Raw genomic sequence first — 23,510 nt, 5'->3', positions numbered from 1 at the left:
GCGCTCCGCAGGCTGTGAGTGCCTTGCAGGTTAGCACTGTCGGGCGCCTCTTAAAGAGGCGCCCGGTGCCGACGTTTACTTGCGAGCCTCCAGAATCAGGTTGAACGGCGTCTGCGTCGCCCGCCGGAACTGCTTGAACCCGGCTTCGCTGAACACTTTGCGCAAGCGCATCTCGCCAGCCTGCGCACCGAGCCCCAGGCCCACTTCCTGGGACAGCGAGTTCGGTGTGCAAATGAACGTCGATGCTGCATAGAAAAGCCGCCCGACCGGGTTGATATTGTCGTCCAGCGTGTCGTTGGCAAAGGGCTCAACCAGCAACACGGTGCCGTCGTCCTTCAGACAATCGTAGGCATGTCGCGCCGCGCCGACCGGGTCGCCCATGTCGTGCAGGCAGTCGAAGTAGCAGATCAGGTCGTAGTCGTCGCCGGGAAAGCTTTTCGCCGTGCCCTGGAAAAACTTCGCGCGGCTGCTGACGCCGCCTTCTTCAGCACGCTGGGTGGCAACGGTGACCGAAGGTGCGTGGTAGTCGAATCCGACGAAACGCGAGTTGGGATAGGCTTGGGCCATGATCACCGTGGAAGCGCCATGACCACAGCCGACATCGGCGACCTTGGCGCCTTCTTCGAGTTTGGCCACAACGCCCTCCAGCGCCGGCAGCCATTCGGCAATCAAGTGTCCTTTGTAGCCGGGGCGGAAGAACCGTTCAGTGCCGGTGAACATGCACGGATGGTGATCACCCCAGGGCAGGGCGCCATTGCCGCGCATGGCTTTGACCAGTTTGTCCTTGTCGTGGAAAAACGACGCCACTACGCCGAGCCCACCGGCCACGTAGACCGGCGAATCTTCCTTGGCCAGGGCCATCGCCTGTTCTTCCGGCAGGCGGAATTTGCCGTCCAGGTGTTCCATGTAGCCGGACGCCGCGTGGGCGCTCAGCCATTCGCGGACCAGCCGGGAGTTGCAGGCGGTTTTTTCGGCGAGGGTTTCCGGGGAGATCGGTTGGCTGTCGGCCATGGCTTTGTACAAGCCAAGTTCTTCGCCGACGATGACATTGGCCAGCATCGCCGCGCCGCCCATGTCGTTGACCAGTTTGCCCATGAACTCGTTGAGTCTGGCCTCGTCCATGTCATGTGCTCCTGTTAAGGATCACAGTCCGGTGGTGTTGGGGGTCGAGGCATTCACCACCGGGCGGTGGTCGTGGAAACGGGCAGGGCGCCGATAGCGGCCTGCGTCCCCCTCGACTGGGTAATGTTTGAGTCTAGCCGCTGTTGGCGCCGGTGGGAGCGGGCTGCGTGGATTTCGAGGCTTGTATCGTTGTATGTCGCGACGGTGCGTGGATACGCTTTAACAAGGCCCAGCAGATCGGAAGCCTGTTCCAGCGCTTTTTTGACAGGGACGCCAGCGCTGAAAGAGAGGCCAGCAAGACGACGCCTGCTGAAAAGCACGATAGGCGCACTTCCTCACGCAACACGCAGATTTTGCCTACAACTTCGACGTGACTCTATCCCATATTCTTAATCGACTCGGTCGAGGCAAGGACTTTTGAGTGCTGAAGTCTTTGTTTATCTGTGAAGTCCGAAGTCACTTCCTCGCACAGGCTGATCGAATCCGCCGAGAAATCATCCCCGCTAAAAGCCATGAACTCTGTCGTCTGCCGGGTTACTCACCGATGGTGCACGCGAGCCGAAGCGCAGAAATGAAATGATGCATTGGATGCAACGGAGAGCGAATTGACCGCCTACTTTCCACCGCTGTGCATAGACGGATCAACGTACAACCTTTCTCATCTCGAACCCTTTACGTTCACGATTCAGAGTCAATTGGCGAAGCGTGATTTACGCGTGCATGTCACTTTTTCGAATCATTGTTTCAGCAAGGGATACGATCAAGACTTACATCCGGCTGGGGAGCCAATCCTGTTCGACCATGCCCAGCGGCAGCGTAGCTTTTGCATGACCCGTTACCGCCTTTCACTGTCACTGCCGCCAGTGATCAAGGGATTGAATCATCCCCAGGCGAAAGTTAGTGAAACGGCGGCGATGCGAAACTGGGCGTACTCCATCATGATTGAGGATCCGAGCGGGCCCTACCATGTCTTTTTTGAGTTGCGTCGCGCTGCCGAAGAGAAGCAGCAAGATCTCAATCTGGTCGTGGAAAGCGCTTACCACCAGACTGAAAAGCCGCCCAGGCTGTTCGGGAAAATGGGATTTATGCTGCTGTGCGGTAAGGTCTACCTTCGTCAACCGACCTCCACCAAACGCTGACACCAGAAACGAAAAAAGGCGCCAAAGGCGCCATTTTCGATTCGGTAAAGCAGATCCAGACACCACTTACGAACCGCCTTGCGCGGTTACAGCTCTCGCTGCTGGGAAGCGCTCAATCTCATCTGGTCAGTCGCTTCGATGGGGCAAAGCTAACGAAAACTGGCGGATACGTCAATGAATTAGTAACTCGTCGTTCACGAAGAAGTCAGCGGGTTCTGTATCACATTGTGTACAGGCTCGCCGCCGATACAAAACTCGCCATTTCCCGCGCATTGCCCACACAGCGGCGATACACCCACCGGTTTAACTGAGTCTGTCAGTCGCCACGCCCGGCGGCTCTTTTGCAGAGAACTTGCCCATGCAGACTCCCCACCCCACCTTGCAGGCCAGCGTCGGGCTCGGCCTGCGTCGCGGCTTGATGAAAGATCTTCAAGCCGCCCGCACCGGCGATTTCGACTTTCTCGAAGTCGCCCCGGAAAACTGGATCGGCGTCGGCGGTGCCCACGGTGCCGCGCTGCGTGAACTGGCCGAGCGTTATCCGTTGTCCTGTCACGGCTTGTCGTTGTCGCTCGGCGGGTCGGCGCCGCTGGATGTCGAATTTCTCCGGGAAGTCCGGGTGTTTCTCGATCATTACAACGTGCCGCTGTACAGCGAACACTTGAGCTATTGCAGCGACGACGGCCATCTCTATGATCTGCTGCCATTGCCGTTTACCGAAGAAGCCGTGCGCCACGTGGCTGCGCGGATTCGTCAGGCCCAGGACATCCTCGGCCGGCGTCTGGCAGTGGAAAACGTTTCCTATTACGCCGCGCCCCGTCAGGACATGGACGAGGTGACCTTCACCAACGCTGTGCTGCGCGAGGCCGATTGCGACCTGCTGCTGGACGTCAATAACGTCTACGTCAACTCGATCAACCACGGTTTCGATCCGCAGACGTTTCTGACCGGGATCGAGTCGGGGCGGGTGGTCGGGATGCACGTGGCCGGGCATTTCGACGAGTCCGACACGCTGAAGATCGACACCCACGGCGCGTCGGTGAAACCTGTGGTCTGGTCGCTGCTGGCGGACGCCTATGCACGCTTTGACGCCCAGCCGACCCTGCTCGAGCGCGACTTCAACTTCCCGACCTTCTCCGAGTTGGTGGCGGAGTTACAGACCATTCGCCGCTTGCAGAATCAGGGAGGCCAACGTGGATAACCTTGAGCAGCAACAACGGGCCCTGACTCGCTACCTGCGCGATCCCGAGAACGAGGCGCCCCCGGCCGCCATGAACGCGGCGCGGGTCAACGTTTATCGCGACCTGGTGTTCAACAATGTCTCGCAACTGTTGGGTGGGACCTTTCCCGTGCTGATCCGGATCATCGGCGATCAGCGCTGGCGCACACTGATTCGCGGCTTTCTGCGGGACTACCGCGCGCAGACGCCGAAATTCGGTGAGATCGCCGAGGAGTTTGTCGGTTATCTCGCCTCGGAACCCGCCGTATTGAGCGCGGGCGAGTGGCCGGCGTTTCTGGTGGAGCTGGCGCATTACGAGTGGGTGGAAATGGTGTTGCAGCAGTCCGACGCCGAGCCATTGTCGGCAAGTGATCCCGCGTTGCTGGTGGAGCGGCCATTGCAGGTTTCGGCGCTGGCGTGGCCATTGGCGTATGCGTGGCCGGTGCAAGTCCTCAGTTCGGATCATCAACCGTCTACACCACCGGCCCAGCCAACCTTGTTGCTGGTGCGGCGTGCGGTGGATTTCGGTGTGAAGTTTTCCGAGCTGAGCCCGTTGGCCTGGCGGTTGTTGCAGCGCATTGGCGAGTTCCCTGCGTTGAACGGTCGTGAGCAACTGGAAGGGCTGGCGATGGAGGCAGGGTTGCCGGGAACTGCGTCGTTCATGGACAGCGGGTTGGCGTTGTTGCGGCAGATGCATGCAGACGGTGTGCTGGGCGTGGTGTAGTCGGTTCAGCTATCGCGTAACAGCCATTCGGGTGGATGGGGATGCAGGCTGTAGAAATTGCGCAGTTGTGCCGAGTCTCGCTCGAACCACTCGTTCACCCATTGGCTGTATTGCTGGCGCGCGGCACCTTGCCATGCCGGTTGCCGGAGACAGTCGTACACGGTTTTTGCCGCCTGCATGCCCGTCATCAACGCTTTGAGTACGCCATGTGACGAGGCAGGGTCGAGCAGGCTGGCGGCATCGCCAACCATGAAATAACCTGGCCCGGCGGGCGCCGTGCAGAGGCGCCAAGTGACGTCGGCGCCGCGAATCGGAGCCGATCGTGGCAGTGTTCGCAGACGCTCGGGAATCATCTCTGGAGAGTACTTCTGCTTTTCGAAAGTCAGGCGCGCCCAGTGCAGCCGCTGCTGCTCAACCTGCGCGAGCCAGGTCCAGCCATCAGGATCGGCTGACAATCGAGGTGCCTTTTCATCGGGGGGCAGACTGCCCTCGTGATATCCGAAACAGGCCACCAACGGCGGCGAGTAGTGTCGAACTGCGATCTGTCGTTTTCGACTCAACCATCCCGGTCCACCACTGCCATCGATCAGGTAGGGAGCAAACAGCAGGCCGGCGTCGGTGTTCACGCCGATCACGCGATCGTCCCGCATGAGTACCTGTTGCGCGCGGCATGGCTGGTACACCGTGACACCGAGAACAGCAGCCTGTTGCAGCAGCGCCGCATCCAGTTTGGCCCTGGAGATCTGAAAGCCGCGCCAGGGGCCGTTGTCATCGCCACCAAATCCGATGAACTGCAGCGGACCATTCCACTGGACCCAGTGTCCCTCGAAACGCAAGGCATGGTGGTTACACAGTTGTTCAGCCACGCCAAGCTGTTCCAGCAACGGTTCGATGCCGGGGTGCAGACTTTCTCCGGGGCGGAATCTGGGAAATCGTTGCTGCTCGATCAGCGCAACCCGCAAGCCGCGCTGCGCACAGCCGATCGCCGCCGCGCAGCCTGCGGGGCCGGCGCCGATCACCAGCACGTCAAACCGATTCAAGTGCGAGCTGCCAGGCAGCGTTGCCGTACTTGATCAGCATGACTTTGGCGCTGACCAGGAGGCTCACTTGTTCCTCGACCTCAACATCCCGCCACTTGAAATTGGCGGCCGGCTGGATCACTTTGCCGCGCCTGTACATCTGGTAGCGATGCACCCATCCGTTCAACGTCACACCGGATTGTTGCTGAGCGATGTCGAGTTCTGCATCGGGACGTTGCACCAGGAAAAAAGACAGCAATGGCCAATAGTTGCGCAGGGCAGGGTTGTCGCCGGGTCCAAGCACGGTGTAAACGCGGTACATCGAGAGTACGCGGTCCTGATACGCCTGTTGGGTGATCTGGCCGGTCAGACTCAGCGAAAACCCGTTGGCAAGGGCCGTGCCCGTGTAGTCGCTGTACTCGTAGGCGTGGTAACGGACGAAGGTCTTGCCTTGGTCGAGTATCACCTGCGGGGCAGGATGACTGTCCCAGGCCACATCACCCTGACCGGTTTCCGCATCGGTCAGCGGGATGATGGTGTGCAGGCTGTCGCGTGGCTCGAAGGTGCGGGTGGAGTCCGGTGCAACGCCTGGCCAGTAGGAACCGAGCGCGGCACAGATGCGCTTGTCTTCACAAAAGGGGCTGGCCATCTGATAACCGGCCAGCGCATTGATCCAGGTTCCGTTCGGACCTGGCAAGCGAACCCAGCCCACCTCCCAGCCTGGGCCGAAGACCCCGGCGGCAGCGTCCGGCAATGAAGACGGGCGAGGGGGCGAGGGGTGCCAGGTTCCGGGGGCCGGACGCGGTTTCGGCTTGCGCGGCAGCGCCACAATGGCCGTGATCCCGCGATCCTCAGGCGTGAAGGGCTGATCTTTCAAACTCAGGTTCGCGCAATAGCGCACATTCGATAAGGCTTCCAGCCGCGCATGCCAGATGTCGGGGCTGGAGAAGGCAGGTTCCTCTTTCACCCAGTGCAGGAGCCGGCGCGGATTGCAAAACGTAAAGTAATCCGTGGCGCCGATGACCGAATAGACAGCCTTCGAAGGCAGGTTGTCTGTCAGGGGTGGGCAGATAGCCCGGACAAAACCGTCAGCGGTGCCATCCTGATAGTGCAGTGCACGATAGCCACCTTGCTTGACCAGTTCGGCAACTCCCTCGCGATCATTCAGATCCTCGATCTGGCCATCGTCTCTCACCTTGTGCCGGCCATGGACCATGCCGCCGGTGTTGGCCGGCATCATGAAAGACAGTGGTTGCCCCTTGTAATGAGCCAGCTCGACCAGATGCGGCTTGGGCTCAGGAGAAAGAATTCCCGGTCCCAGGTCAGGCTGCGTTGCCCAACCTGCAAGGTCCTTGGTGATGATGAATGGATGCTCGGATATCTCTGGCTCTTGCCAGCCGGTGCCGCTGTGGCGCAAGTGGACATGACGGATCTTTTCGTTGATCTGGTAGTTATCCAGCGTCAGGGTCAGATCCAGCCCATGCAGGCACTCCGCTCCACTGAAGAGCTTGTGCAAGGGCACTTGGAAATCCAGCCCGTCATCCAGCCCTGACTGAAAGTCCATAGGCCCGAATCGTTGGTCATCGCCTTTCAGTTGCACCGCAAGGTAGGCGCTGTAATGCACCGGCATCACCCGAATCCCGTGGACATCATCGTCGACGAAGGGCAGGAAACACCGCAGTCGTTCGTCATAGCGGGCGCCTGCGGTGCCTGTTCGGGCGATCCCGGTGCGGGAGAAACACAGATCGGCATGCTGGCCGTGGACCGTGTCGATGGCGCAGCGGTACTCGCTGGCGAACACCGCCACCGACAGTGGTGCACCTTGAGCCTGTTGCAGCAGGTCGTTGAGCGTGGGTGGCTGGATGCCGAACACGTAGTTCAGAACCGCCTCGATTTCGGCATGGGTAGGAAAAATCCCTAGAGGCTGCCCGGTCTCGTCAGCCGTGACTTGCGGTGAAGCGAGCGCGTGGTAGAGCAGGCTTTGTGCGGGCAGGGCAGGCTCGATGGCGCGGTTGCCGTCAGGGCAAAAGTCCTCGAAACCGGTGAGCGTCCGGTCGATGATCAGTGGTTTGAGCAATTCTGCCTTCAGTGAAGGCGCCAGAATATCCAGGCCGTGCGCCAGCAACAGCGAATGCCAGCCACCTGGAGCCAATCGCTGACAGGTTCGGGTTACGGATTCGAGCAGATTCATGCGTGCTCCATGGTACGGTTGTACGAGGGGCCATCGCACATCAATCAGTTGGCGATCGCGACTGTCAGAACTTACAGTCGCGACCAACGGTGCTCATCGCGGCGGTGGAAACCAAACGATAGAGTTCGACACCGGGCAATAACAGTCGGCCATTTCCGAGAAGAATGTAGCCGTCGACTTCGCGCGATGTCATCCCGGACACCCGCAGGCCGGCGTCGCTTAAACAGCCATCACGAATGAAGCGGTAACTTCAGCTCCGCACACAACCCGCCACCGTCACGGTTGCTCAGATTCAGCGAACCACCCAGCGCCATCGCCAGTTGCTGGGCAATCGCCAGCCCCAGGCCGGTGCCACCCGTGCTGCGGTTGCGTGAGTTTTCCACGCGGTAGAACGGCTCCATCACCTGGGCCAGTTCTTCTTCGGCGATGCCCGGCCCGCGATCCATGACTTTGATCGACAGTTCGGTGCTTTTGCGCTCGACGTACAGTTCGGCAGCGCCGGCGAACTTCAGCGCGTTGTCGGTCAGGTTGACCAGCACCCGGCGCAAGGCGTGGGGACGGGTGTCGATGACGGCATCGCTCTTGCCGCTCAATTGCACTTCTTTGCCCATGTCCTGATAGTCGAACACCAGGCTGTCGAGGAATGAATCCAGATTGGTGCGCCGACTTTCTTCGGTCGAACCGTGGATGCTGCGCGCATAGGCCACGCCTTCACGCACCAGATGCTCCATCTCGCCGAGATCGTTCCACAGTTTGTCCTTTTCCGCCGAATCGTCCATGAACTCCGCGCGCAGTTTCATCCGGGTGATCGGGGTTTGCAGGTCGTGGGAAATCGCCGCCAGCAATTGCATGCGTTCCTTCAGGTACGCGGCGATCCGCGCCTGCATGGTGTTGAACGCACGGGCGGCGTAGGCCACTTCGTTCGGGCCTTTTTCGTCCAGATTGATCGGATGGGCGTTGGGGTCGAGGGTTTCCACCGCGTTGGCCAGGCGGGTGAGCGGGCGAATGGCGATGCGAACTGCCAGCCAGGTGCAGGCGATCATCAGCGCCAGTTGTCCGAGCAGCACCACGGGTAACCACGGCGACAGCGGCACCATCGAAGGTCGCACGTCGATGGTCACCGGGCTGCCGTCGCTCAAGCGCAGGTGGCCCTGAAAGTGCTTTTTCGGCCCGGGAATATCGGTGAAGGTCAGCGGGTAGGCTTCGCCGATGGCATCGGTGATCGAGGTGACGGCAATCGGCACGTCGCCCGGGCCGATCGGCGTGCCCGGTTCGCCTTCGCTCAGCAGGTAACCGTAGTTGTTCCGGGCCAGGCGTTCGAGCCACATCGGGCGTTCGTCGGCGGGCAGGCGGTCGAGGATCGCGATCGAGGTCGAGACGTCGGTTTCCAGGTTGCCGAGCATGGTGTTCTTCGCGCTTTCATAGCGCTCGTAATACTGCGCACCGAACGACAGCGCCTGCGCCAACAGCAAACCGATCAGGAAAATCAGCGACAACCGTGAGGCCAGGGTACGCGGCCAGTGCAGGGCAAACGTCATGCGGGGGCTCCGAGGATTTCTACCGGTAGCGAGAACACATAACCTTCACTGCGCACGGTCTTGATGTAGGCCGGTTCGCGGGCGTCGTCCAGCAGGCGCTGGCGCAAACGGCTGACCAGCAGATCGATGGAGCGGTCGAACAGATCGGCGTCGCGGCCCTGGGTCAGGTTGAGCAACTGATCGCGGCTCAACACCCGTTGCGGATGATCGAGGAACACCCGCAGCAAGCGATATTCCGCACCGCTCAGGGCGACCATGGTGCCGTCGGTGTCCAGCAGATGCCGGGCCGAGGTGTCGAGCTGCCAGCGACCGAACGCCAGCAAGCGACCGCTTTCGGTGACCACCAGATTGGGCGGCAGCATCCGTGTACGGCGCAGCACCGCGTTGATCCGTGCCAGCAGTTCACGGGCGGCGAAAGGCTTGGTCAGGTAGTCGTCGGCGCCCATTTCCAGGCCGATGATGCGGTCGGTTTCGTCATTGCGGGCGGTGAGCATCAGGACCGGCGTGGCCTTGTGTTTGCCGGCGCGCAATTCGCGGCACAGCAGCAGGCCGTCATCGCCCGGCATCATGATGTCGAGCACGATCAGGTCGACGGTGTTGGCTTCCAGGAAACTGCGCATCTGCCGGCCATCGGCGACCACGGTGGTGCGCAGACCATTCTTCTTCAGGTAATTGCCAACCAGTTCGCGAATCTCGCGGTCGTCGTCGACGATGAGAATGTGATCGACATGATCCATGGAGCCAAACCTCTATCAAGGGGGGAATGTCTCGCAGTCTATAGAGCCCGCGCGGGCTCGCCTGCCTGCCTTTGTATTGCAGTGTATCCGGCGCAACGACGGATACACGGGGACGCAAAAACACGATTTTTTCAGGGTTTTGTATCGCTGTGTATCCCCCGGCGGGCGAGATACGTAGCGATTTATACCTGCCGTTTCCCGACACAGACGGGATACCTCGCGAGCCTTAAATGAGCTCCATCGAGGCACACCACAGCGCCTCGGCTCAATCAACGACCTACCCATTGAAGCCTTGAGGAAATCGCCATGAACAACAAATCCGTAATCGCCGCCTGCCTGTTTGCTGCCCTGAACATCTGCACCCTGTCGGCCCGCGCCGAAGCGGTTGCCGCTCCGCAAACCTACACCTACGGCACGCATCTGGACATCCAGAAAGTGATCTCGATGAAAGAGGACAAATCGATGACCTGCGGCATCGTCGACGCCCGCATGACTTACCTCGATTCGGCCGGTCAGACCCGCGTTCTCGACTACAGCAAATTCGCCGACGGCTGCGACAACCAGAACTGATCCGCCCCCAATTAAAGGAAGACCGCCATGAACAACGTATCGCGTTTCTTGACCGCCATTGCCTTCTCGTTTGCCGGTGTTGCGGCGCACGCCAACAGTGCCGTCGAACAGAATAGCTGCGCCGGCAGCACCTGCTTTCAACTGAGCCCGGTGGCCAAGCAGGGCAGTGATGCCTTGATCGCCGCCGACGGCGCCAGCCACACGCCGCAGGGCCAGATGGTCGCGGCAGACGGCTCCAGCCATACCCCGCAAGGCCAGACGGTGGCCGAAAACGGCGCCAGCCGAACCCCGCAGAGCCAATGGCTGGACAGCCAGACCGCTTAAGCCCCCGAGCGTGTCTGTCGGTCATCGGCAGACACCTGTTTTATCGGCAGACCGCCCATCCTTCAAGAGGTGAACCTCATGTTCCTTATCGCTTTCCTGGGCGGTCTGTTGACTGTCCTCAGCCCCTGCATCCTGCCGGTGGTGCCGTTCCTGTTTGCGGGCGTCGACCGCAGCCGTTCTTCGATCCTGCTGACCCTCGGCGGCATGGCCCTGACCTTCGCGGCGATTTCCAGCCTGGCGGTGGTCAGCAGCGAGTGGGTGATTCAGGCCAACAACACCGGTCGGCACATCGCCCTGGTGGTGATGGTGCTGTTCGCGCTGTCGCTGATTTCCGCGCGTATCGGTGACTGGTTGGCACGGCCATTTGTACTGCTGGGTAATTGTCTCGATCCGGACACCCGCCAGAAGGCCGGCCCCATGGGCTCGATCATGATCGGCGTTGCCACGGGGTTGCTGTGGGCGCCGTGTGCCGGTCCGATCCTCGGCGTGATCCTCACCGGCGCCATGCTGCAAGGTGCCAATGCGCAGACCAGCCTGTTGCTGCTGGCCTACGGTGCGGGCAGTGCGTTGTCGCTGGGGACGCTGATCTTCGCCGGTCGCGGCCTGGTCAACCGGTTGAAACCGTCGATCCCGTTCACTGGCTGGTTCCGGCGCGGGGCGGGTGTTGCGGTGTTAGCGGCAGCCGCCGTGATTTCCACCGGTGCGGATAAAACCCTGCTGGCCGGCACGTCATCCGAAGGTGTCGCCAGCGTCGAGAAAAACGTATTGGAAAACGCGCCGAAAGTGGTCGACTACTTCATCAGCAAAGTGCGGGCGGACTCGACGGCGGAGGAGCAGGGCAAAGGCGCGATGCCGTCTCTGACCGGCGCAGTGCAATGGCTGAACTCACCGGAACTGAGCGCCGAATCCCTGCGTGGCAAAGTGGTGCTGGTGGACTTCTGGACTTACGACTGCATCAACTGCCAGCACACGCTGCCATACGTGAAGGACTGGGAGAAAAAGTACGGCAAGGACGGCCTTGTGGTGATTGGCGTGCACACCCCGGAATACGGTTACGAGCGGATCATCGACAACGTCAAGGATCAGGTGAAGAAACTCGGCATCACCTACCCGGTGGCCATCGACAACAACTACGCGATCTGGCGCAACTTCGACAATCAGTACTGGCCGGCGCACTACCTGATCGACGCCAAGGGCCAGGTGCGTTACACCCACTTTGGCGAGGGGCGTTATGAAGCGCAGGAGCAGATGATTCAACAGCTGCTGAAAGAGGCCAAGGCGCCAGCAGCCTGAACCGCGAACATCAATGGCTTACAGGTCGCGCACCATGAGCCATTGTTCGTTGTCCCAGGCCTGAAAACGCTCCAGCACTGTCCAGCCGCGTTTTGCGTAGTAGTCCTGTTTGTTTTGCGTATGCAGGTAGAAACGCGGCAGGCCTTGTTTCTTTGCTTGCTCGGCAATCCCTTCGATCAACTTTTCTGCCAGCCCCTGACCGCGAGATTCGGGGCTGACCAGCACGCAGGCCAGCCAAGGCTCCAGATCCGGTCGTTGCGCAAGATCTGCACGAGCCAGTGCCGCGCCACCCAGCAAGCGCTCGCCGTCCAGTGCGATCAGGCAGCGCCAATCACCATTGGTTTGCCCTTCGGCAAATTCCCGCTGCCATTCGGCCAATGGTTGATGGGCATATTCGTAGTGAAACTGGCGGTGGATCCACTCGGCGTAAGTGTCGCTGTGCTGCATGTGGTCGGCGAGCCATTCGAGGCGCAAGGACATGGTCGGATTCCGTTCTCGGGTCGGGAGCGCATGAGAGCCGATCCGCTCGCGCATTGGCAACCCCCGGCAGTGTTTCGGGACCTTTACAAAATCCCGCCATTCATCGGCGAAAGCCCGGTTTACGGGCTCTTTAGACGATTGGAGGGGACGCCGGGCGGCCTCGGCGCGATAGTGGTGGAGCAGGGTGATGTGAACCCTGTCACACATAAGAAAAGCGAGGTTGCCATGCCGAAATTCGTGATTGAACGCGCGATTCCAGGGGCCGGAAAGCTGTCGGAGCAAGAACTCAAAGCAGTGTCGAAAACGTCCTGCAACGTGCTGCGTGAACTCGGGCCGGAGGTGCAGTGGCTGCAGAGTTACGTCACTGCCGACAAGATTTACTGCGTGTACATCGCACCCAACGAAGAGCTGGTGCGCGAACACGCCCGGCAAGGGGGATTCCCGGCCAACAGCGTGTCCCGGGTGACGACCATCATCGACCCGACGACCGCCGAGTGACGCCTGATCCAACCTGTCGTGGAGCACCTGTTCATGAGTACCCCCGTTGATCTCACTGCCCTGAAGGAACGCCAGAAAGTCGCCTGGGCCAGCGGCGACTACGCCGTGATCGGCACCACCCTGCAGATCGTCGGCGAAACCCTTGCCGAAGCCTGCGACCTGCGTTGCGACGAAGAAGTGCTGGACGTCGCCGCCGGCAATGGCAATGCCACGCTGGCGGCGGCACGCCGTGGTTGTCTGGTGACGTCCACCGACTATGTCGCGGCGCTGCTGGAACGCGGCCAGGACCGGGCGCGAGCCGAACACCTGGACGTGACCTTTCAGGTGGCCGACGCCGAAGCGCTGCCATTCGCCGATTCCAGTTTCGATGCGGTGCTGTCGACTTTCGGTGTGATGTTCGCACCGGATCAGACCAAGGCTGCGAAGGAGTTGGCGCGCGTCTGCCGCCGTGGCGGGCGGATCGGTCTGGCCAACTGGACGCCGGAAGGCTTCGTCGGCCAGATGTTCAAGACCCTTGGCCGCCATTTGCCACCGCCACCCGGTGCCCAGCCTCCGTCGAACTGGGGCGCGGAAGCCTGGTTGCATTCGCAGTTCGATGATCGCCAGTTCCAGGTGCAGGTGACTCGTCGTCACTTCAACTTCCGCTATCGCTCGGCGGCGCATTTCATCGACATCTTCCGCCACTGGTACGGGCCGGTGCACAAGGCGTTCGCGGCGTTGCCGCCGGAGAGCGGGCAGGCGCTGGAAGGAGATCTGACGCAATTGATCGACGGGTTGAACCGGGCAGGACCGGAGTCGATGGTGGTGCCCAGTGAATATCTGGAGGTGGTGATTACCAAACGCTGAGCGCAAACCCGTGTGGGAGCGAGCCTGCTCGCTCCCACGGGATTTCTATTTCAGGTGCGAAGCATCAAACCACTCCAACGCCGTGCGCCAGATGCAGATGCCGAGAAAGTACGCCGACGCCAGCAACCACAGGCCCATCACCAGTGGATTGATCACCGGGTGGTTGATCACCAGCGACAGACTGCACAGCAACCAGATCGCCGTCACCGCGATATTGATCGGCATGAAGCGCCGCACGCGGAACGGGTGCAGGAATTTCATCCGGGTGATAGTCAGCAAGGCCAGGCCGATCACGGTCAGGAAGGTGAGCCACGGCCCCGGGCCGATGATGTAAAGGCACAGCGCAACCACGTTCCAGGCGGCGGGGAAGCCGACGAAGTAGTTGTCCTTGCTCTTCATGTTGACGTTGCAGAAGCAGAACAGCGACGACACCAGAATCAGCGACACCGTCAGCAGCAGCGTGTAGTCGGGCAGCGGAATGTAGCGATAGATGAACAGTGCCGGAATGAATACGTAGGTCAGGTAATCGATCACCAGATCGAGGATCGATCCGTCGAAACTCGGCAGCACCGACTGCACATTGACCTTGCGCGCCAGCGCGCCGTCGAGTCCGTCGACGATCAGCGCCACACCCAGCCACATCAGGCAGTGGGTCGGCTGGTTTTCCAGCAGGGCGAGGGTGGCCAGAAAGGCAGTGACCACGCCAGTCGCGGTGAAACCATGGGCGCCCCAGGCCTTGAGCCTGGCGATGTGGACGGTCGATATCACAGGGGCGTTCTCCAGAAAGTGAAGCGAGCCGGGTATCACGCTTGATTGACAAGGGTGGCGGCCAACCGGGTCGGGTTTGCAGCTATCGACCGGTCGGGCCGGGATAAGGTTCACCCTTCATGAATCTTAGCTGGCCGGGAAAATTTTTCGACGCCGAAATCGCTTCCCCGCAGCAGCGTCAGCCAAACGGTGCTGGCGCAACGCGTGCGGAGGTCTATCGTTGCCTGACGCTGTTACGCCTTTGCCTGAGGACGATGTCATGAACACCAGTGATTTGCTCGAACAACTGCTGCGAGGCCAGGCCTCGGCGGGACAACAAAGTGGCGCTTCGGCCGGCGATGGCCTGGGCGGGCTCGGCGGTTTGCTGGGTGGCCTGCTGGGCGGCGGCGGTAACAGCGGCGGCGGTTCGCCTGCCGGTGGATTGGGTGGCCTGGGTGGGCTGCTCGGCGGATTGCTCGGTGGCGGAGCCTTGGGTGGCGGGGCGCTTGGCGGCGGTACGCAGAGTCGTTCCGGCGGCACCAACTACGCGGCACTGGCTTCGCTGGGCATGATGGCGTTCCAGGCGTATCAGGCCTGGCAGCGCAGTCAGGCATCGGCGGCGCCGCAACAAACACCGCAGACCGCAGACCTGTTGGCCGGCCCGCAAGTCGAGGAACACAGTCACGCCGTGCTGCGTGCGCTGATCGCAGCGGCCAAGGCTGATGGCCGGATCGACGATTCGGAAAAACACCTGATCAGCAGCGAAATCGGCCGCCACACCGACGACCCGAACCTGCAGCAATGGCTCGACGCTGAAGTCGCCAAACCGCTTGATGCCAGCGAAGTCGCGCAAGCCGCCAACAACGATCCGGCGGTGGCCGCCGAAATGTACATCGCCAGCGTGATGCTGGTGGATGACCAGCAGGACGCCGAGCGCAATTACCTGGATGAGCTGGCGGCGGCATTGCAGATCGATCCCGAATTGCAGGTGCATCTGGAGCAGCAGGCCAAAGGCACAGCCTGAAACACGTCATCACCCAAGCCCCGGACGTTTCCATCCGTCCGGGGCTTTTTTATGCCGATTGAATTTTTCTCCGCCAGCGTCGCTCTTCTGCATAACAGGACCCGATTGCAGCCGGAGCCGCCATGAACAGGAACCTCGACGACTACAACCGCATGCGCGACTTCTCGGCAACCTCTGAACCGGCGGCGGTCAAGCGGCGGGGCAAGAAGGCTGATGCCGATCACGCGTTGCAGTTCTGCATCCAGAAGCACGACGCGTCGCACCTGCATTATGACTTTCGCCTGGAACTCGACGGTGCGCTCAAAAGCTGGGCGGTGCCCAAAGGCCCGTCGCTGGACCCCACGGTCAAGCGGCTGGCGGTGCATGTCGAAGACCATCCGCTGGATTACGCGACCTTCGAAGGCAATATTCCCGAGGGCCATTACGGCGCCGGGGACGTAATCGTTTGGGATCGCGGCGTGTGGATCCCGCTGGAAGACCCGCAGAAGGCCTACGCCAAGGGCAAACTCAAGTTCGAACTGCAAGGCGAGAAGCTTGGCGGGGTGTGGAATCTGGTGCGCACTCACATGCCGGGCAAGCAGGAGCAATGGTTTCTGATCAAGCATCAGGACAGCGCCGCCCGGCCGCAAAGCGATTACGACGTGCTGGTCGCCGAGCCGGACAGCGTGCTCAGCGAGCGTACCTTGGTCGACAAACCCAGGCTCGACGCCAGACAAGTCAAACCGCTCAAAAAGCCAGCGCGCAAGCCAGCCTCAGGAAAACTTGTTGGCGCACACAAGGCCCGGATTCCCGCGCAGTTGAAACCGCAACTGGCCACGTTGGTGGACAGTGCGCCGGCGGGAGACTGGAGCTACGAAATCAAGTTCGACGGCTACCGGATCATGGCGCGCATCGATCATGACGACGTGCAGTTGTTCACCCGTAACGGTCATGACTGGACGTACAAACTGCCGGAGCAAGTCCAGGCGCTCGCCGCGCTGGGGCTGGAATCGGCCTGGCTTGACGGTGAAATGGTCGTCGCCGACGAGGCGGGTGTTCCGGATTTTCAGGCGCTGCAGAACGCGTTCGAAGCCAGCCGCAGCGCGAACATCATTTATTACCTGTTCGATCTGCCTTACCTCAACGGCGTCGATCTTCGCGAAGTACCGGTCGAAGAGCGGCGCGCGGCGCTGGCCACGGTATTGAAGGCGCACAAGGATCCACTATTGCGCTTCTCCGAAGCCTTCGACGAAACCCCGGAAGCGTTGCTCAACAGCGCCTGCCAGATGCAGATGGAAGGCCTGATCGGCAAGCGTCTCGGCTCGCCGTACGTGTCGCGGCGCAGCAGTGACTGGATCAAGCTCAAGTGCAAGCATCGTCAGGAATTCGTGATTGTCGGCTACACCGATCCGAAGGGTTCGCGCAGTGCGTTTGGTGCGTTGTTGCTGGGTCTGCACGATCGCGACAGCGGTGAATTGCGTTATGCCGGCAAGGTCGGCACCGGTTTCAATGAGGCCACGTTGAAAAACCTGCTTGCGCAGTTGAAGCCCTTGCGGGCGAAGAAACCGGCCGTGGTCAACCCGCCGAGTGGCTTCGAGGCCCAAGGCGTGCACTGGCTGAAACCGAGCCTGTTGGCGGAAGTCGCGTTTGCCGAGATGACTCAGGACGGTTCGGTGCGCCATGCGGTGTTTCATGGCGTGCGTGAGGACAAACCGGCCCGGGACATCACCCAAGAGAGGGCCAAAACGGTGAAACAGTCTGAATCAGAACCCGGCCTGGCCAGCGGCAAGGTGCGCATCACTCACCCTGACCGGGTGATCGACGCCAGCAGCGGCACCACCAAGATGCAACTCGCCGAGTATTACGCCAGCGTCGCCGAGTGGATCCTGCCGCAACTCAAGGATCGCCCCGTGGCACTGGTGCGGGCGCCGGATGGCATTGCCGGCGAACTGTTCTTCCAGAAAAACGCCGAACACCTTGCGATCCCGGGCATCCGCACGCTGGACAAGGACGTCACCGGGCAACCGGTCATGTTGATCAACAATGCCGAAGCGCTGGTCGGCGCGGTGCAGATGAGTACCGTCGAACTGCACACCTGGAACGCCACCACGGCGGATCTGGAGAAACCCGACCGCTTCGTCCTCGACCTCGACCCGGATCCTGCATTGCCTTGGAAAAGCATGGTCGAGGCCACCGCCCTGACTCTGACCGTGCTGGATGAACTGGGTTTGCGGGCATTCCTCAAGACCAGCGGCGGCAAAGGCATTCATCTGGTGGTGCCGTTGATCCGCAAGCACGGCTGGGACGAGGTCAAGGATTTCAGCCATGCCATCGTCAGCCACATGGCCAAGCTGTTGCCGGAACGGTTTTCAGCGGTGTCCGGGCCGAAGAACCGGGTGGGGCGGATCTTTATCGATTACCTGCGCAACGGTCTCGGTGCCACCACCATTTGCGCCTACGCGGTGCGCACCCGCGAAGGGTTGCCGGTGTCGGTGCCGCTGTTTATCGATGAAGTGAAGACGATCAAGGGCGGCAATCAGTGGAATATTCATAACGTCCACGAACGACTGGCGGATGTCGGCGATGAGCCTTGGGCGGACATGAAGAAAACCCGGCAAAGCATCACGGCCGAGATGCGCAAACGGGTCGGCATGAAAAAATGATCAGGTGTCGCGCAGCAAGTCGTGGGCGTTGAGCAATTGGTAGGCGACTTCCGGATGTTTTTTCAGGCCACGGCGGATGGCGGCCGGAATGGATTGTTTTGTCTTGCGGCAGAGGCCCGGCAGTTCATCGATCCTGATATCGATCCCGAGCATGGTCTTGACCACGTTGTCACCGGGGGCGATTTCCACGCGAATACCCAACTGCTCGAACATCCGGCCTTGCAGGCGTTCGAGATCGGCCAGGCTTTGCAGGTTTTCCAGACGATCGAGGAGGCGTTTTTCCTCCTGCCGGGTCAGCAACAGGATGCGTATATCTGCGCCAGGATTTTCCAGCAGCGGATCGCGCCCGCAGTCGCAGACACCGGGAGGGCAGGGGGAGCGGATCGGGGCGGAAATCGTCATGGCCTCCATCATAGAGGCCGTTCGACGGTTTTGCCCATGGTCGCCCGCCTGCCGTCCATCGGCAGAGTGCAGAGCTGGCGACGTCGAGCGTACGGCTTACTGCGACAAGCCTTCGTAATGAACCAGGATGGCGTTGGCCAGCTCTTCATCGCTGGCATTCAGGCCGGGGTTGTCCTGGCGAACCTGTTGCAGCACCGACTCCAGATACACGCCACGAATGGCACCGCCGCTGGCGACGAAGGCGGACAGGTCGTCACGGGCCGGAATCACCATTTTGTGATCCTTGAAGGTGGAGTACAGCGACGCTGAAACACCCGCCGATGTGGCGACATCTCCCGCATCCACACGGGCGAAGGCCGATCCAAAGGGCAGGCACAGCACAAGAGACGAAACGAGTAATAAACGACGCATGACGGTGTTCCTCCAGCAGCGTAAAGCGAAAAGGAAGTTCCACATAATGTGAGAGGTGCCGCGTGGCTCGGGAGTTCCATGGGCGGGAACAAGTTGTCGGGGCTGCAAACCGAGAACTGCCGCACAGTGTTCTTTTTTACCGGATGTGACGACACACGTTGAGACGCTCTAACCCGGCGGGTTCGCGGAAATAGGCTTAACTGAAGCTTTGAAAGCGCTGTGCGGCGCGACCAGGGAGAAAATTACCGTGTCGATCAAACTGCGTTTGGTGTTGCTGATTGCGACCAGTCTGTTGACGGCGCTGATCGTGAGCCTGGTCAGTTACGTCGGCAACCAGCGGATGGCTTCGGCGGTCAGTGACAACGCGGTCAGCATGAGCGCGCTGCGCAACCACATGGAAGCCGACATGATGCACGACGCCCTGCGCGCCGACGTCTATTCGGCGATGCTCGTAGGGTTGGGCAAAAGCACCAGCACGGCGGACGAGGTGCGCAGTTCCGTCGAAGAACACGCCGCGCATTTTCGTGAGGTACTGGGCGAGAACCTGAAACTGCCGCTCGACGCCACGATCCGGGCCGCGCTGGAGCAGATCCGGCCAAATCTCGACACTTACATCAACGCCGGCGAGCGGATTGTCGGGCTGGCGCTGGACAACCCGGACACGGCGCAACACGAACTCGGCACGTTCAGCGCCGCGTTCAGCCAGCTCGAAGAGCAGATGGCGTCCCTGAGCGAACTGATCGAAACCAATACCCGGCAGACCAGCCAGGGCACCGAAGCGGCGATCCGCAACGCCAATATCGCCCTTGGTGTCGTGTTGATTGCCAGCCTGTTGCTGCTGTTGGTGCAGGGGCGCTGGGTGATCCTGAGCATCACCGGGCCATTGAAAGCCGCCAGCCGCATTGCTGAAAGCATTGCCCATGGCAACCTCAGCGAGCCGATCGCCGAGCCTGCGGGCAAGGACGAGGCCAGCGTGCTGATCCGCACGCTGGCGACCATGCAGCGGGATCTGCGCGACATGATCGACGTGGTACGCCGCAATGCCCACGGCGTCAGCGGCATGAGCGAGCAACTGAGCCACGGCTGCCATCAGGTGGCCGACAGCAGCCAGCAGCAAAGTACCGCCGCCGGCACCATGGCCGCCGCCGCCAGCCAGATGACCGCCAGCATCGAGGAGATCACCCGCCACGCCGAACGGGCGCTGAACATGGCCAGTCAGGCCGAGTCACTGGCGAAAAACGGCGGTCAGGTGATCCATCAGGTGGTCAGCGACATGGACGACATCGCCCGTTCCGCCCAGCAATCGGCGCAGGTGATCCGCACGCTGGATCAGGAGTCCGAAGGCATCTTCAACATCATTCAGGTGATCAAGAGCATCGCCGACCAGACCAACCTGCTGGCGCTCAACGCGGCTATCGAAGCAGCCAGGGCGGGTGAACAGGGCAGGGGGTTTGCAGTGGTCGCCGATGAAGTGCGCAGCCTGGCCGCCCGCACCAGCGCTTCAACCCAGGAAATCGCCGCAATGGTCGCCCGCATCCAGAACAGCACGCGCGAAGCGGTCAGCAGCATGGAAGCAGGTGTGGCTCAGGTCGACAAGGGCATGGCGGTCACCGCCGACGTCGAACGCGCTATCCGCGAAATCCTCGAAGCTACCCTGAACACCACGCAACTGGTCAACGACATCACCCGCACCATCGGCGAACAGAGCCAGGCCAGCAACGAAATTGCCCATCAGGTTGAGATGATCGCGGGCATGTCGGAAGGCAATAGCAAAGTGATCGGCGAGACGGCGAATACGACAGATGAGTTGTCGAGCCTGGCGGGTAGGCTGGCGCAGTCGGTGGATCGGTTTCGGTTGTGAAGGTTTCTGGAGAGCGCAGTCGGGCGGTGCCGGGAACCCTATTTGTAACAAGGGAGCGTCAGGATTCTGGATTGGAAGGGGCGGTCAAACGGCTGAAAGGCTCAGGCCAGAGCCGCTGATGGGGGTCATGTTCGGCCGCTGGCAGCCGATAAGTCCTTGAACGGATAAAGACTATCGAGTCGGGAACAGACGCGCGGGTTTGTCCTGACGTGATATTCTTCGCCCCACTTGGTTTGACCTAATTCAGTCCGGCGCGCTTTTCGGCGGGCCGACCGAACCCCTGTCGCTCAAGTAGCTGAAGCCAATAATGATAAGAAGTCAGTTCAGAAGGGACATATAACTGAGGTCGACGCAGCCTGTCGGCCTTGTGTGCCCACCCGTCAAAATTGAAGTGTGCCGGAACCCGCGACGCTGGCCTGAGTGTCGCGAACAAGGGGAACTCATACGTACAACAGCGGCGGGCGGAAGGCGTTTTATCATAGGTGCAACAGATGTTTAAAAAAGTGAACACAGCCTTGCTGGGGCTGGCTTTGGCGATGGGGATGTCGTCTGCCAATGCCGAAGAAGCAAAGAAAGTCGACGTTCTGCTGATCGGCGGCGGCATCATGAGCACCACCCTGGGTGTGTGGATCAATGAGCTGGAACCGACCTGGTCGATGGAAATGGTCGAGCGCCTCGACGGCGTTGCCCTGGAGAGCTCCAACGGCTGGAACAACGCCGGTACTGGTCACTCCGCACTGGCCGAACTGAACTACACCCCGGAAGACGAGAACGGCAAAGTGTCGATCCCGAAAGCCGTCGAGATCAACGAAGCGTTCCAGGTCTCGCGTCAGTTCTGGGCCTGGCAGGTTCAGCAGGGCGTCCTGAAGGACCCTCGCTCGTTCATCAACACCACTCCGCACATGAGCTTCGTGTGGGGCGATGACAACATCAAGTTCCTGAAAAAGCGCTACGAAGCCCTGCAAGCGAGCCCGCTGTTCGCCGGCATGCAGTACTCCGAAGACCCGGCTGTGATCAAGAAGTGGGTTCCGCTGATGATGGAAGGGCGTGACCCGAACCAGAAAATCGCGGCCACCTGGAGCCCGTTGGGTACCGACATGAACTTCGGCGAAATCACCCGCCAGTTCGCCGGTTACCTGCAGACCAAGCCTAACTTCAGCATGAAGCTGTCGAGCGAAGTACAGGACATCACCAAGAACGCCGATGGCACCTGGCGCGTCAGCTACAAGAACCTGAAAGACGGCACCAAGACTGAAACCGACGCCAAGTTCGTGTTCATCGGCGCCGGCGGCGGTGCTCTGCACCTGCTGCAGAAGTCCGGTATCGAAGAAGCCAAGGAATACGCTGGCTTCCCGGTAGGCGGCTCGTTCCTGGTGACCGATAACCCGGCCATCGCCGAGCAGCACCTGGCCAAGGCCTACGGTAAGGCTTCGGTTGGCGCGCCTCCGATGTCCGTTCCGCACCTGGACACCCGTGTCCTGGACGGCAAGCGCGTCATCCTGTTTGGCCCGTTCGCAACCTTCAGCACCAAGTTCCTGAAGGAAGGTTCGTACCTGGACCTGCTGACCAGCACCACCACCCACAACATCTGGCCTATGACCAAGGTCGGCATCAAGGAATACCCGCTGGTCGAGTACCTGGCCGGTCAACTGATGCTGTCGGATGAAGACCGTCTGAACGCGCTGAAGGAATACTTCCCGAACGCCAAAGCCGAAGACTGGCGCCTGTGGCAAGCCGGCCAACGCGTGCAAATCATCAAGCGTGATGAAGCCGCTGGCGGCGTGCTGAAACTGGGCACCGAAATCGTTGCTTCGAAAGACGGCTCCATCGCCGGTCTGCTGGGCGCATCGCCAGGCGCATCGACCGCTGCACCGATCATGCTGAGCGTGCTGCAGAAAGTCTTCAAAGACAAAGTCGCTACCCCTGAATGGCAAGCCAAGCTGCACCAGATCGTTCCAAGCTACGGCACCCAGCTGAACAACGATCCAGCCAAAGTGGCTGAAGAGTGGGCTTACACCGCCAAGATCCTGCAACTGCCAACCCCACCGGTGATTGGCCAGGCTGCAGCTCCGGCGGCAGAAGCGGCTGACAAGGCTAAAGCTCCGAAAGAAAACGCTGCACGTGACATGGCTCTGTAATTCAGACGCCTGACACACAAAGCCCACTGAACCGGCGACGGTCAGTGGGCTTTTTTGTGTCCGGGTTTCAGGCCTTGGCAGCGGCCAGATAGACCCCCAACCGACGCCCCATTTCCTCACCGAGCGCCTGCAACCCACTTAACGGTCGCACCATCACCTCGAACTCGACAATCTTCCCCTGTTCATCGAAGCGGATCATGTCGATGCCCTTGAGCTCTTTCGACCCTACCTTGGCACTGAATTCCAGCACCACATTCAAACCATCAGCCGTCGCCAGTTCACGGTGGTATTTGAAGTCTTCAAACACTTCGAACACGGTGTTGAGGATCATCGCGACCACCGGCGCGCCGGGGTAGGGTGTGTGGGCCATCGGCGAACGGAATACGGCTTTGGGGTCGAGCAGGTCGGGCAGGGCTTTCAAGTTGCCGGTACGGATCATCTCGTGCCAGCGGTTCAGGGATTCGGCGGCGTTGGGGTGCAGGTTCAGCTCGGACATGGTTTCACTCCTGTATTTTTGTTGTTCTTGCGCGACGCCCATGACTCTAGATTAAAGCGGCGTAATGGAAACCTTCTGTACCGAGCTGAATG

Annotated in this window: 23 protein-coding genes and 1 pseudogene; 13 read left to right on the top strand and 11 right to left on the bottom strand. The window is 60.7% G+C overall.

Features of this window, described 5'->3' with window-relative positions; genetic code table 11:
* Positions 1 to 75: 75 nt before the first annotated feature.
* Both AC07N4_RS12835 and AC07N4_RS12830 read right to left on the bottom strand, forming a co-directional pair.
* Positions 76 to 1,122, bottom strand: coding sequence for a class I SAM-dependent methyltransferase (locus AC07N4_RS12835; protein ID WP_096822889.1), 1,047 nt, complete (start codon positions 1,120 to 1,122; stop codon positions 76 to 78).
* Between the two features lie 53 nt (positions 1,123 to 1,175).
* The gene (locus AC07N4_RS12830) at positions 1,176 to 1,442 is read right to left on the bottom strand and encodes a DUF3077 domain-containing protein (RefSeq protein ID WP_493066084.1); all 267 of its coding nucleotides are present in this window, start codon (positions 1,440 to 1,442) and stop codon (positions 1,176 to 1,178) included.
* A 285-nt stretch (positions 1,443 to 1,727) separates the two neighbouring features.
* Here AC07N4_RS12830 and AC07N4_RS12825 point away from each other — a divergent pair, with 285 nt between their 5' ends.
* The 3 genes from AC07N4_RS12825 (at position 1,728) to AC07N4_RS12815 (ending at position 4,201) form a co-directional block, all read left to right on the top strand.
* Complete coding sequence (locus tag AC07N4_RS12825) at positions 1,728 to 2,261, top strand: YjaZ family protein (protein WP_493066085.1); 534 nt, start codon at positions 1,728 to 1,730, stop codon at positions 2,259 to 2,261.
* Positions 2,262 to 2,619: 358 nt separating this feature from the next.
* Entirely contained in the window at positions 2,620 to 3,459 is an 840-nt protein-coding gene (locus tag AC07N4_RS12820) for an HvfB family MNIO-type RiPP peptide maturase (RefSeq protein WP_493066086.1), read from the top strand.
* Positions 3,452 to 4,201 carry an HvfC family RiPP maturation protein gene (locus AC07N4_RS12815; protein WP_493066087.1) on the top strand — a complete coding sequence of 250 codons (750 nt, stop codon included), beginning with the start codon at positions 3,452 to 3,454 and terminating at the stop codon, positions 4,199 to 4,201. Before AC07N4_RS12820 ends, AC07N4_RS12815 begins: the two co-directional genes overlap by 8 nt.
* 5 nt (positions 4,202 to 4,206) lie before the next feature.
* Here the strand turns inward: AC07N4_RS12815 and AC07N4_RS12810 are convergent, their stop codons facing one another.
* From AC07N4_RS12810 to AC07N4_RS12795, 4 genes are all read right to left on the bottom strand, one after another.
* Positions 4,207 to 5,241 carry an NAD(P)/FAD-dependent oxidoreductase gene (locus AC07N4_RS12810; RefSeq protein ID WP_102619587.1) on the bottom strand — a complete coding sequence of 345 codons (1,035 nt, stop codon included), beginning with the start codon at positions 5,239 to 5,241 and terminating at the stop codon, positions 4,207 to 4,209.
* Positions 5,228 to 7,411, bottom strand: coding sequence for a hypothetical protein (locus AC07N4_RS12805; protein WP_493066088.1), 2,184 nt, complete (start codon positions 7,409 to 7,411; stop codon positions 5,228 to 5,230). Before AC07N4_RS12805 ends, AC07N4_RS12810 begins: the two co-directional genes overlap by 14 nt.
* 230 nt (positions 7,412 to 7,641) lie before the next feature.
* Positions 7,642 to 8,949 (bottom strand): sensor histidine kinase, encoded by a 1,308-nt coding sequence (locus AC07N4_RS12800; protein ID WP_493066089.1) that lies wholly within the window; start codon positions 8,947 to 8,949, stop codon positions 7,642 to 7,644.
* A complete protein-coding gene (locus AC07N4_RS12795) occupies positions 8,946 to 9,686 on the bottom strand; it encodes a response regulator (protein ID WP_085708690.1) in 741 nt (246 codons plus the stop codon). The genes AC07N4_RS12800 and AC07N4_RS12795 overlap by 4 nt, the downstream gene beginning before the upstream one ends.
* A gap of 306 nt (positions 9,687 to 9,992) precedes the next feature.
* Between AC07N4_RS12795 and AC07N4_RS12790 the strand changes: the two genes are divergently transcribed.
* From AC07N4_RS12790 to AC07N4_RS12780, 3 genes are all read left to right on the top strand, one after another.
* Entirely contained in the window at positions 9,993 to 10,256 is a 264-nt protein-coding gene (locus AC07N4_RS12790; RefSeq protein WP_096822885.1) for a DUF2790 domain-containing protein, read from the top strand.
* A 27-nt stretch (positions 10,257 to 10,283) separates the two neighbouring features.
* Positions 10,284 to 10,580, top strand: coding sequence for a hypothetical protein (locus tag AC07N4_RS12785; RefSeq protein ID WP_102619590.1), 297 nt, complete (start codon positions 10,284 to 10,286; stop codon positions 10,578 to 10,580).
* Between the two features lie 78 nt (positions 10,581 to 10,658).
* Positions 10,659 to 11,873, top strand: coding sequence for a cytochrome c biogenesis protein DipZ (locus AC07N4_RS12780; protein WP_493066090.1), 1,215 nt, complete (start codon positions 10,659 to 10,661; stop codon positions 11,871 to 11,873).
* Between the two features lie 18 nt (positions 11,874 to 11,891).
* Here the strand turns inward: AC07N4_RS12780 and AC07N4_RS12775 are convergent, their stop codons facing one another.
* Complete coding sequence (locus AC07N4_RS12775) at positions 11,892 to 12,353, bottom strand: GNAT family N-acetyltransferase (protein WP_169429817.1); 462 nt, start codon at positions 12,351 to 12,353, stop codon at positions 11,892 to 11,894.
* Positions 12,354 to 12,578: 225 nt separating this feature from the next.
* On the opposite strand from AC07N4_RS12775, the gene AC07N4_RS12770 reads away from it, so the two are divergent.
* Positions 12,579 to 12,851, top strand: coding sequence for a DUF4242 domain-containing protein (locus tag AC07N4_RS12770; protein ID WP_493066251.1), 273 nt, complete (start codon positions 12,579 to 12,581; stop codon positions 12,849 to 12,851).
* A 33-nt stretch (positions 12,852 to 12,884) separates the two neighbouring features.
* The gene (locus AC07N4_RS12765; protein ID WP_096822880.1) at positions 12,885 to 13,697 is read left to right on the top strand and encodes a class I SAM-dependent methyltransferase; all 813 of its coding nucleotides are present in this window, start codon (positions 12,885 to 12,887) and stop codon (positions 13,695 to 13,697) included.
* Between the two features lie 45 nt (positions 13,698 to 13,742).
* Here AC07N4_RS12765 and pcsA read toward each other — a convergent pair whose 3' ends face one another.
* Positions 13,743 to 14,465, bottom strand: coding sequence for a phosphatidylcholine synthase (gene pcsA / locus AC07N4_RS12760; RefSeq protein ID WP_102619594.1), 723 nt, complete (start codon positions 14,463 to 14,465; stop codon positions 13,743 to 13,745).
* A gap of 259 nt (positions 14,466 to 14,724) precedes the next feature.
* On the opposite strand from pcsA, the gene AC07N4_RS12755 reads away from it, so the two are divergent.
* Both AC07N4_RS12755 and ligD read left to right on the top strand, forming a co-directional pair.
* Positions 14,725 to 15,468, top strand: coding sequence for a tellurite resistance TerB family protein (locus AC07N4_RS12755; RefSeq protein WP_096822878.1), 744 nt, complete (start codon positions 14,725 to 14,727; stop codon positions 15,466 to 15,468).
* A gap of 122 nt (positions 15,469 to 15,590) precedes the next feature.
* Complete coding sequence (gene ligD / locus AC07N4_RS12750) at positions 15,591 to 18,110, top strand: DNA ligase D (RefSeq protein ID WP_493066091.1); 2,520 nt, start codon at positions 15,591 to 15,593, stop codon at positions 18,108 to 18,110.
* Here ligD and AC07N4_RS12745 read toward each other — a convergent pair whose 3' ends face one another.
* Together AC07N4_RS12745 and AC07N4_RS12740 are read right to left on the bottom strand one after the other, a co-directional pair.
* Complete coding sequence (locus AC07N4_RS12745; protein WP_085733146.1) at positions 18,111 to 18,512, bottom strand: hypothetical protein; 402 nt, start codon at positions 18,510 to 18,512, stop codon at positions 18,111 to 18,113.
* 96 nt (positions 18,513 to 18,608) lie between these two features.
* Complete coding sequence (locus AC07N4_RS12740) at positions 18,609 to 18,923, bottom strand: DUF2388 domain-containing protein (RefSeq protein ID WP_096822876.1); 315 nt, start codon at positions 18,921 to 18,923, stop codon at positions 18,609 to 18,611.
* A gap of 247 nt (positions 18,924 to 19,170) precedes the next feature.
* Here AC07N4_RS12740 and AC07N4_RS12735 point away from each other — a divergent pair.
* From AC07N4_RS12735 to mqo, 3 genes and pseudogenes are all read left to right on the top strand, one after another.
* Positions 19,171 to 19,929: pseudogene (locus tag AC07N4_RS12735) on the top strand (MCP four helix bundle domain-containing protein); the annotation flags it as partial.
* Positions 19,921 to 20,784 carry a methyl-accepting chemotaxis protein gene (locus tag AC07N4_RS12730; protein WP_371858598.1) on the top strand — a complete coding sequence of 288 codons (864 nt, stop codon included), beginning with the start codon at positions 19,921 to 19,923 and terminating at the stop codon, positions 20,782 to 20,784. The pseudogene AC07N4_RS12735 and the gene AC07N4_RS12730, both read left to right, overlap by 9 nt.
* A 491-nt stretch (positions 20,785 to 21,275) precedes the next feature.
* Entirely contained in the window at positions 21,276 to 22,922 is a 1,647-nt protein-coding gene (gene mqo / locus AC07N4_RS12725) for a malate dehydrogenase (quinone) (RefSeq protein WP_096822874.1), read from the top strand.
* Between the two features lie 67 nt (positions 22,923 to 22,989).
* Here the strand turns inward: mqo and AC07N4_RS12720 are convergent, their stop codons facing one another.
* On the bottom strand, positions 22,990 to 23,418 hold the full coding sequence (locus AC07N4_RS12720; RefSeq protein WP_493066092.1) for a nuclear transport factor 2 family protein: 429 nt from the start codon (positions 23,416 to 23,418) through the stop codon (positions 22,990 to 22,992).
* Between the last annotated feature and the right edge of the window lie 92 nt (positions 23,419 to 23,510).

It is taken from the genome of Pseudomonas sp. GW821-FHT09E04, assembly GCF_059416185.1.
The sequence above is the reverse complement of the archived record's forward strand: the minus strand, read 5'-3'. Positions and strand labels throughout refer to the sequence as shown.

What these genes read in the sequence shown, in the direction of transcription:
- AC07N4_RS12745 (WP_085733146.1), bottom strand. Translation starts at nt 18,512, where the DNA reads ATGACGATTTCCGCCCCGATCCGCTCCCCCTGCCCTCCCGGTGTCTGC.
- AC07N4_RS12805 (WP_493066088.1), bottom strand. Translation starts at nt 7,411, where the DNA reads ATGAATCTGCTCGAATCCGTAACCCGAACCTGTCAGCGATTGGCTCCA.
- ligD (WP_493066091.1), top strand. Translation starts at nt 15,591, where the DNA reads ATGAACAGGAACCTCGACGACTACAACCGCATGCGCGACTTCTCGGCA.
- AC07N4_RS12780 (WP_493066090.1), top strand. Translation starts at nt 10,659, where the DNA reads ATGTTCCTTATCGCTTTCCTGGGCGGTCTGTTGACTGTCCTCAGCCCC.
- AC07N4_RS12730 (WP_371858598.1), top strand. Translation starts at nt 19,921, where the DNA reads ATGCAGCGGGATCTGCGCGACATGATCGACGTGGTACGCCGCAATGCC.
- AC07N4_RS12720 (WP_493066092.1), bottom strand. Translation starts at nt 23,418, where the DNA reads ATGTCCGAGCTGAACCTGCACCCCAACGCCGCCGAATCCCTGAACCGC.
- AC07N4_RS12775 (WP_169429817.1), bottom strand. Translation starts at nt 12,353, where the DNA reads ATGTCCTTGCGCCTCGAATGGCTCGCCGACCACATGCAGCACAGCGAC.
- AC07N4_RS12835 (WP_096822889.1), bottom strand. Translation starts at nt 1,122, where the DNA reads ATGGACGAGGCCAGACTCAACGAGTTCATGGGCAAACTGGTCAACGAC.
- AC07N4_RS12770 (WP_493066251.1), top strand. Translation starts at nt 12,579, where the DNA reads ATGCCGAAATTCGTGATTGAACGCGCGATTCCAGGGGCCGGAAAGCTG.
- AC07N4_RS12800 (WP_493066089.1), bottom strand. Translation starts at nt 8,949, where the DNA reads ATGACGTTTGCCCTGCACTGGCCGCGTACCCTGGCCTCACGGTTGTCG.
- mqo (WP_096822874.1), top strand. Translation starts at nt 21,276, where the DNA reads ATGTTTAAAAAAGTGAACACAGCCTTGCTGGGGCTGGCTTTGGCGATG.
- AC07N4_RS12755 (WP_096822878.1), top strand. Translation starts at nt 14,725, where the DNA reads ATGAACACCAGTGATTTGCTCGAACAACTGCTGCGAGGCCAGGCCTCG.
- AC07N4_RS12785 (WP_102619590.1), top strand. Translation starts at nt 10,284, where the DNA reads ATGAACAACGTATCGCGTTTCTTGACCGCCATTGCCTTCTCGTTTGCC.
- AC07N4_RS12765 (WP_096822880.1), top strand. Translation starts at nt 12,885, where the DNA reads ATGAGTACCCCCGTTGATCTCACTGCCCTGAAGGAACGCCAGAAAGTC.
- AC07N4_RS12740 (WP_096822876.1), bottom strand. Translation starts at nt 18,923, where the DNA reads ATGCGTCGTTTATTACTCGTTTCGTCTCTTGTGCTGTGCCTGCCCTTT.
- AC07N4_RS12790 (WP_096822885.1), top strand. Translation starts at nt 9,993, where the DNA reads ATGAACAACAAATCCGTAATCGCCGCCTGCCTGTTTGCTGCCCTGAAC.
- AC07N4_RS12820 (WP_493066086.1), top strand. Translation starts at nt 2,620, where the DNA reads ATGCAGACTCCCCACCCCACCTTGCAGGCCAGCGTCGGGCTCGGCCTG.
- AC07N4_RS12795 (WP_085708690.1), bottom strand. Translation starts at nt 9,686, where the DNA reads ATGGATCATGTCGATCACATTCTCATCGTCGACGACGACCGCGAGATT.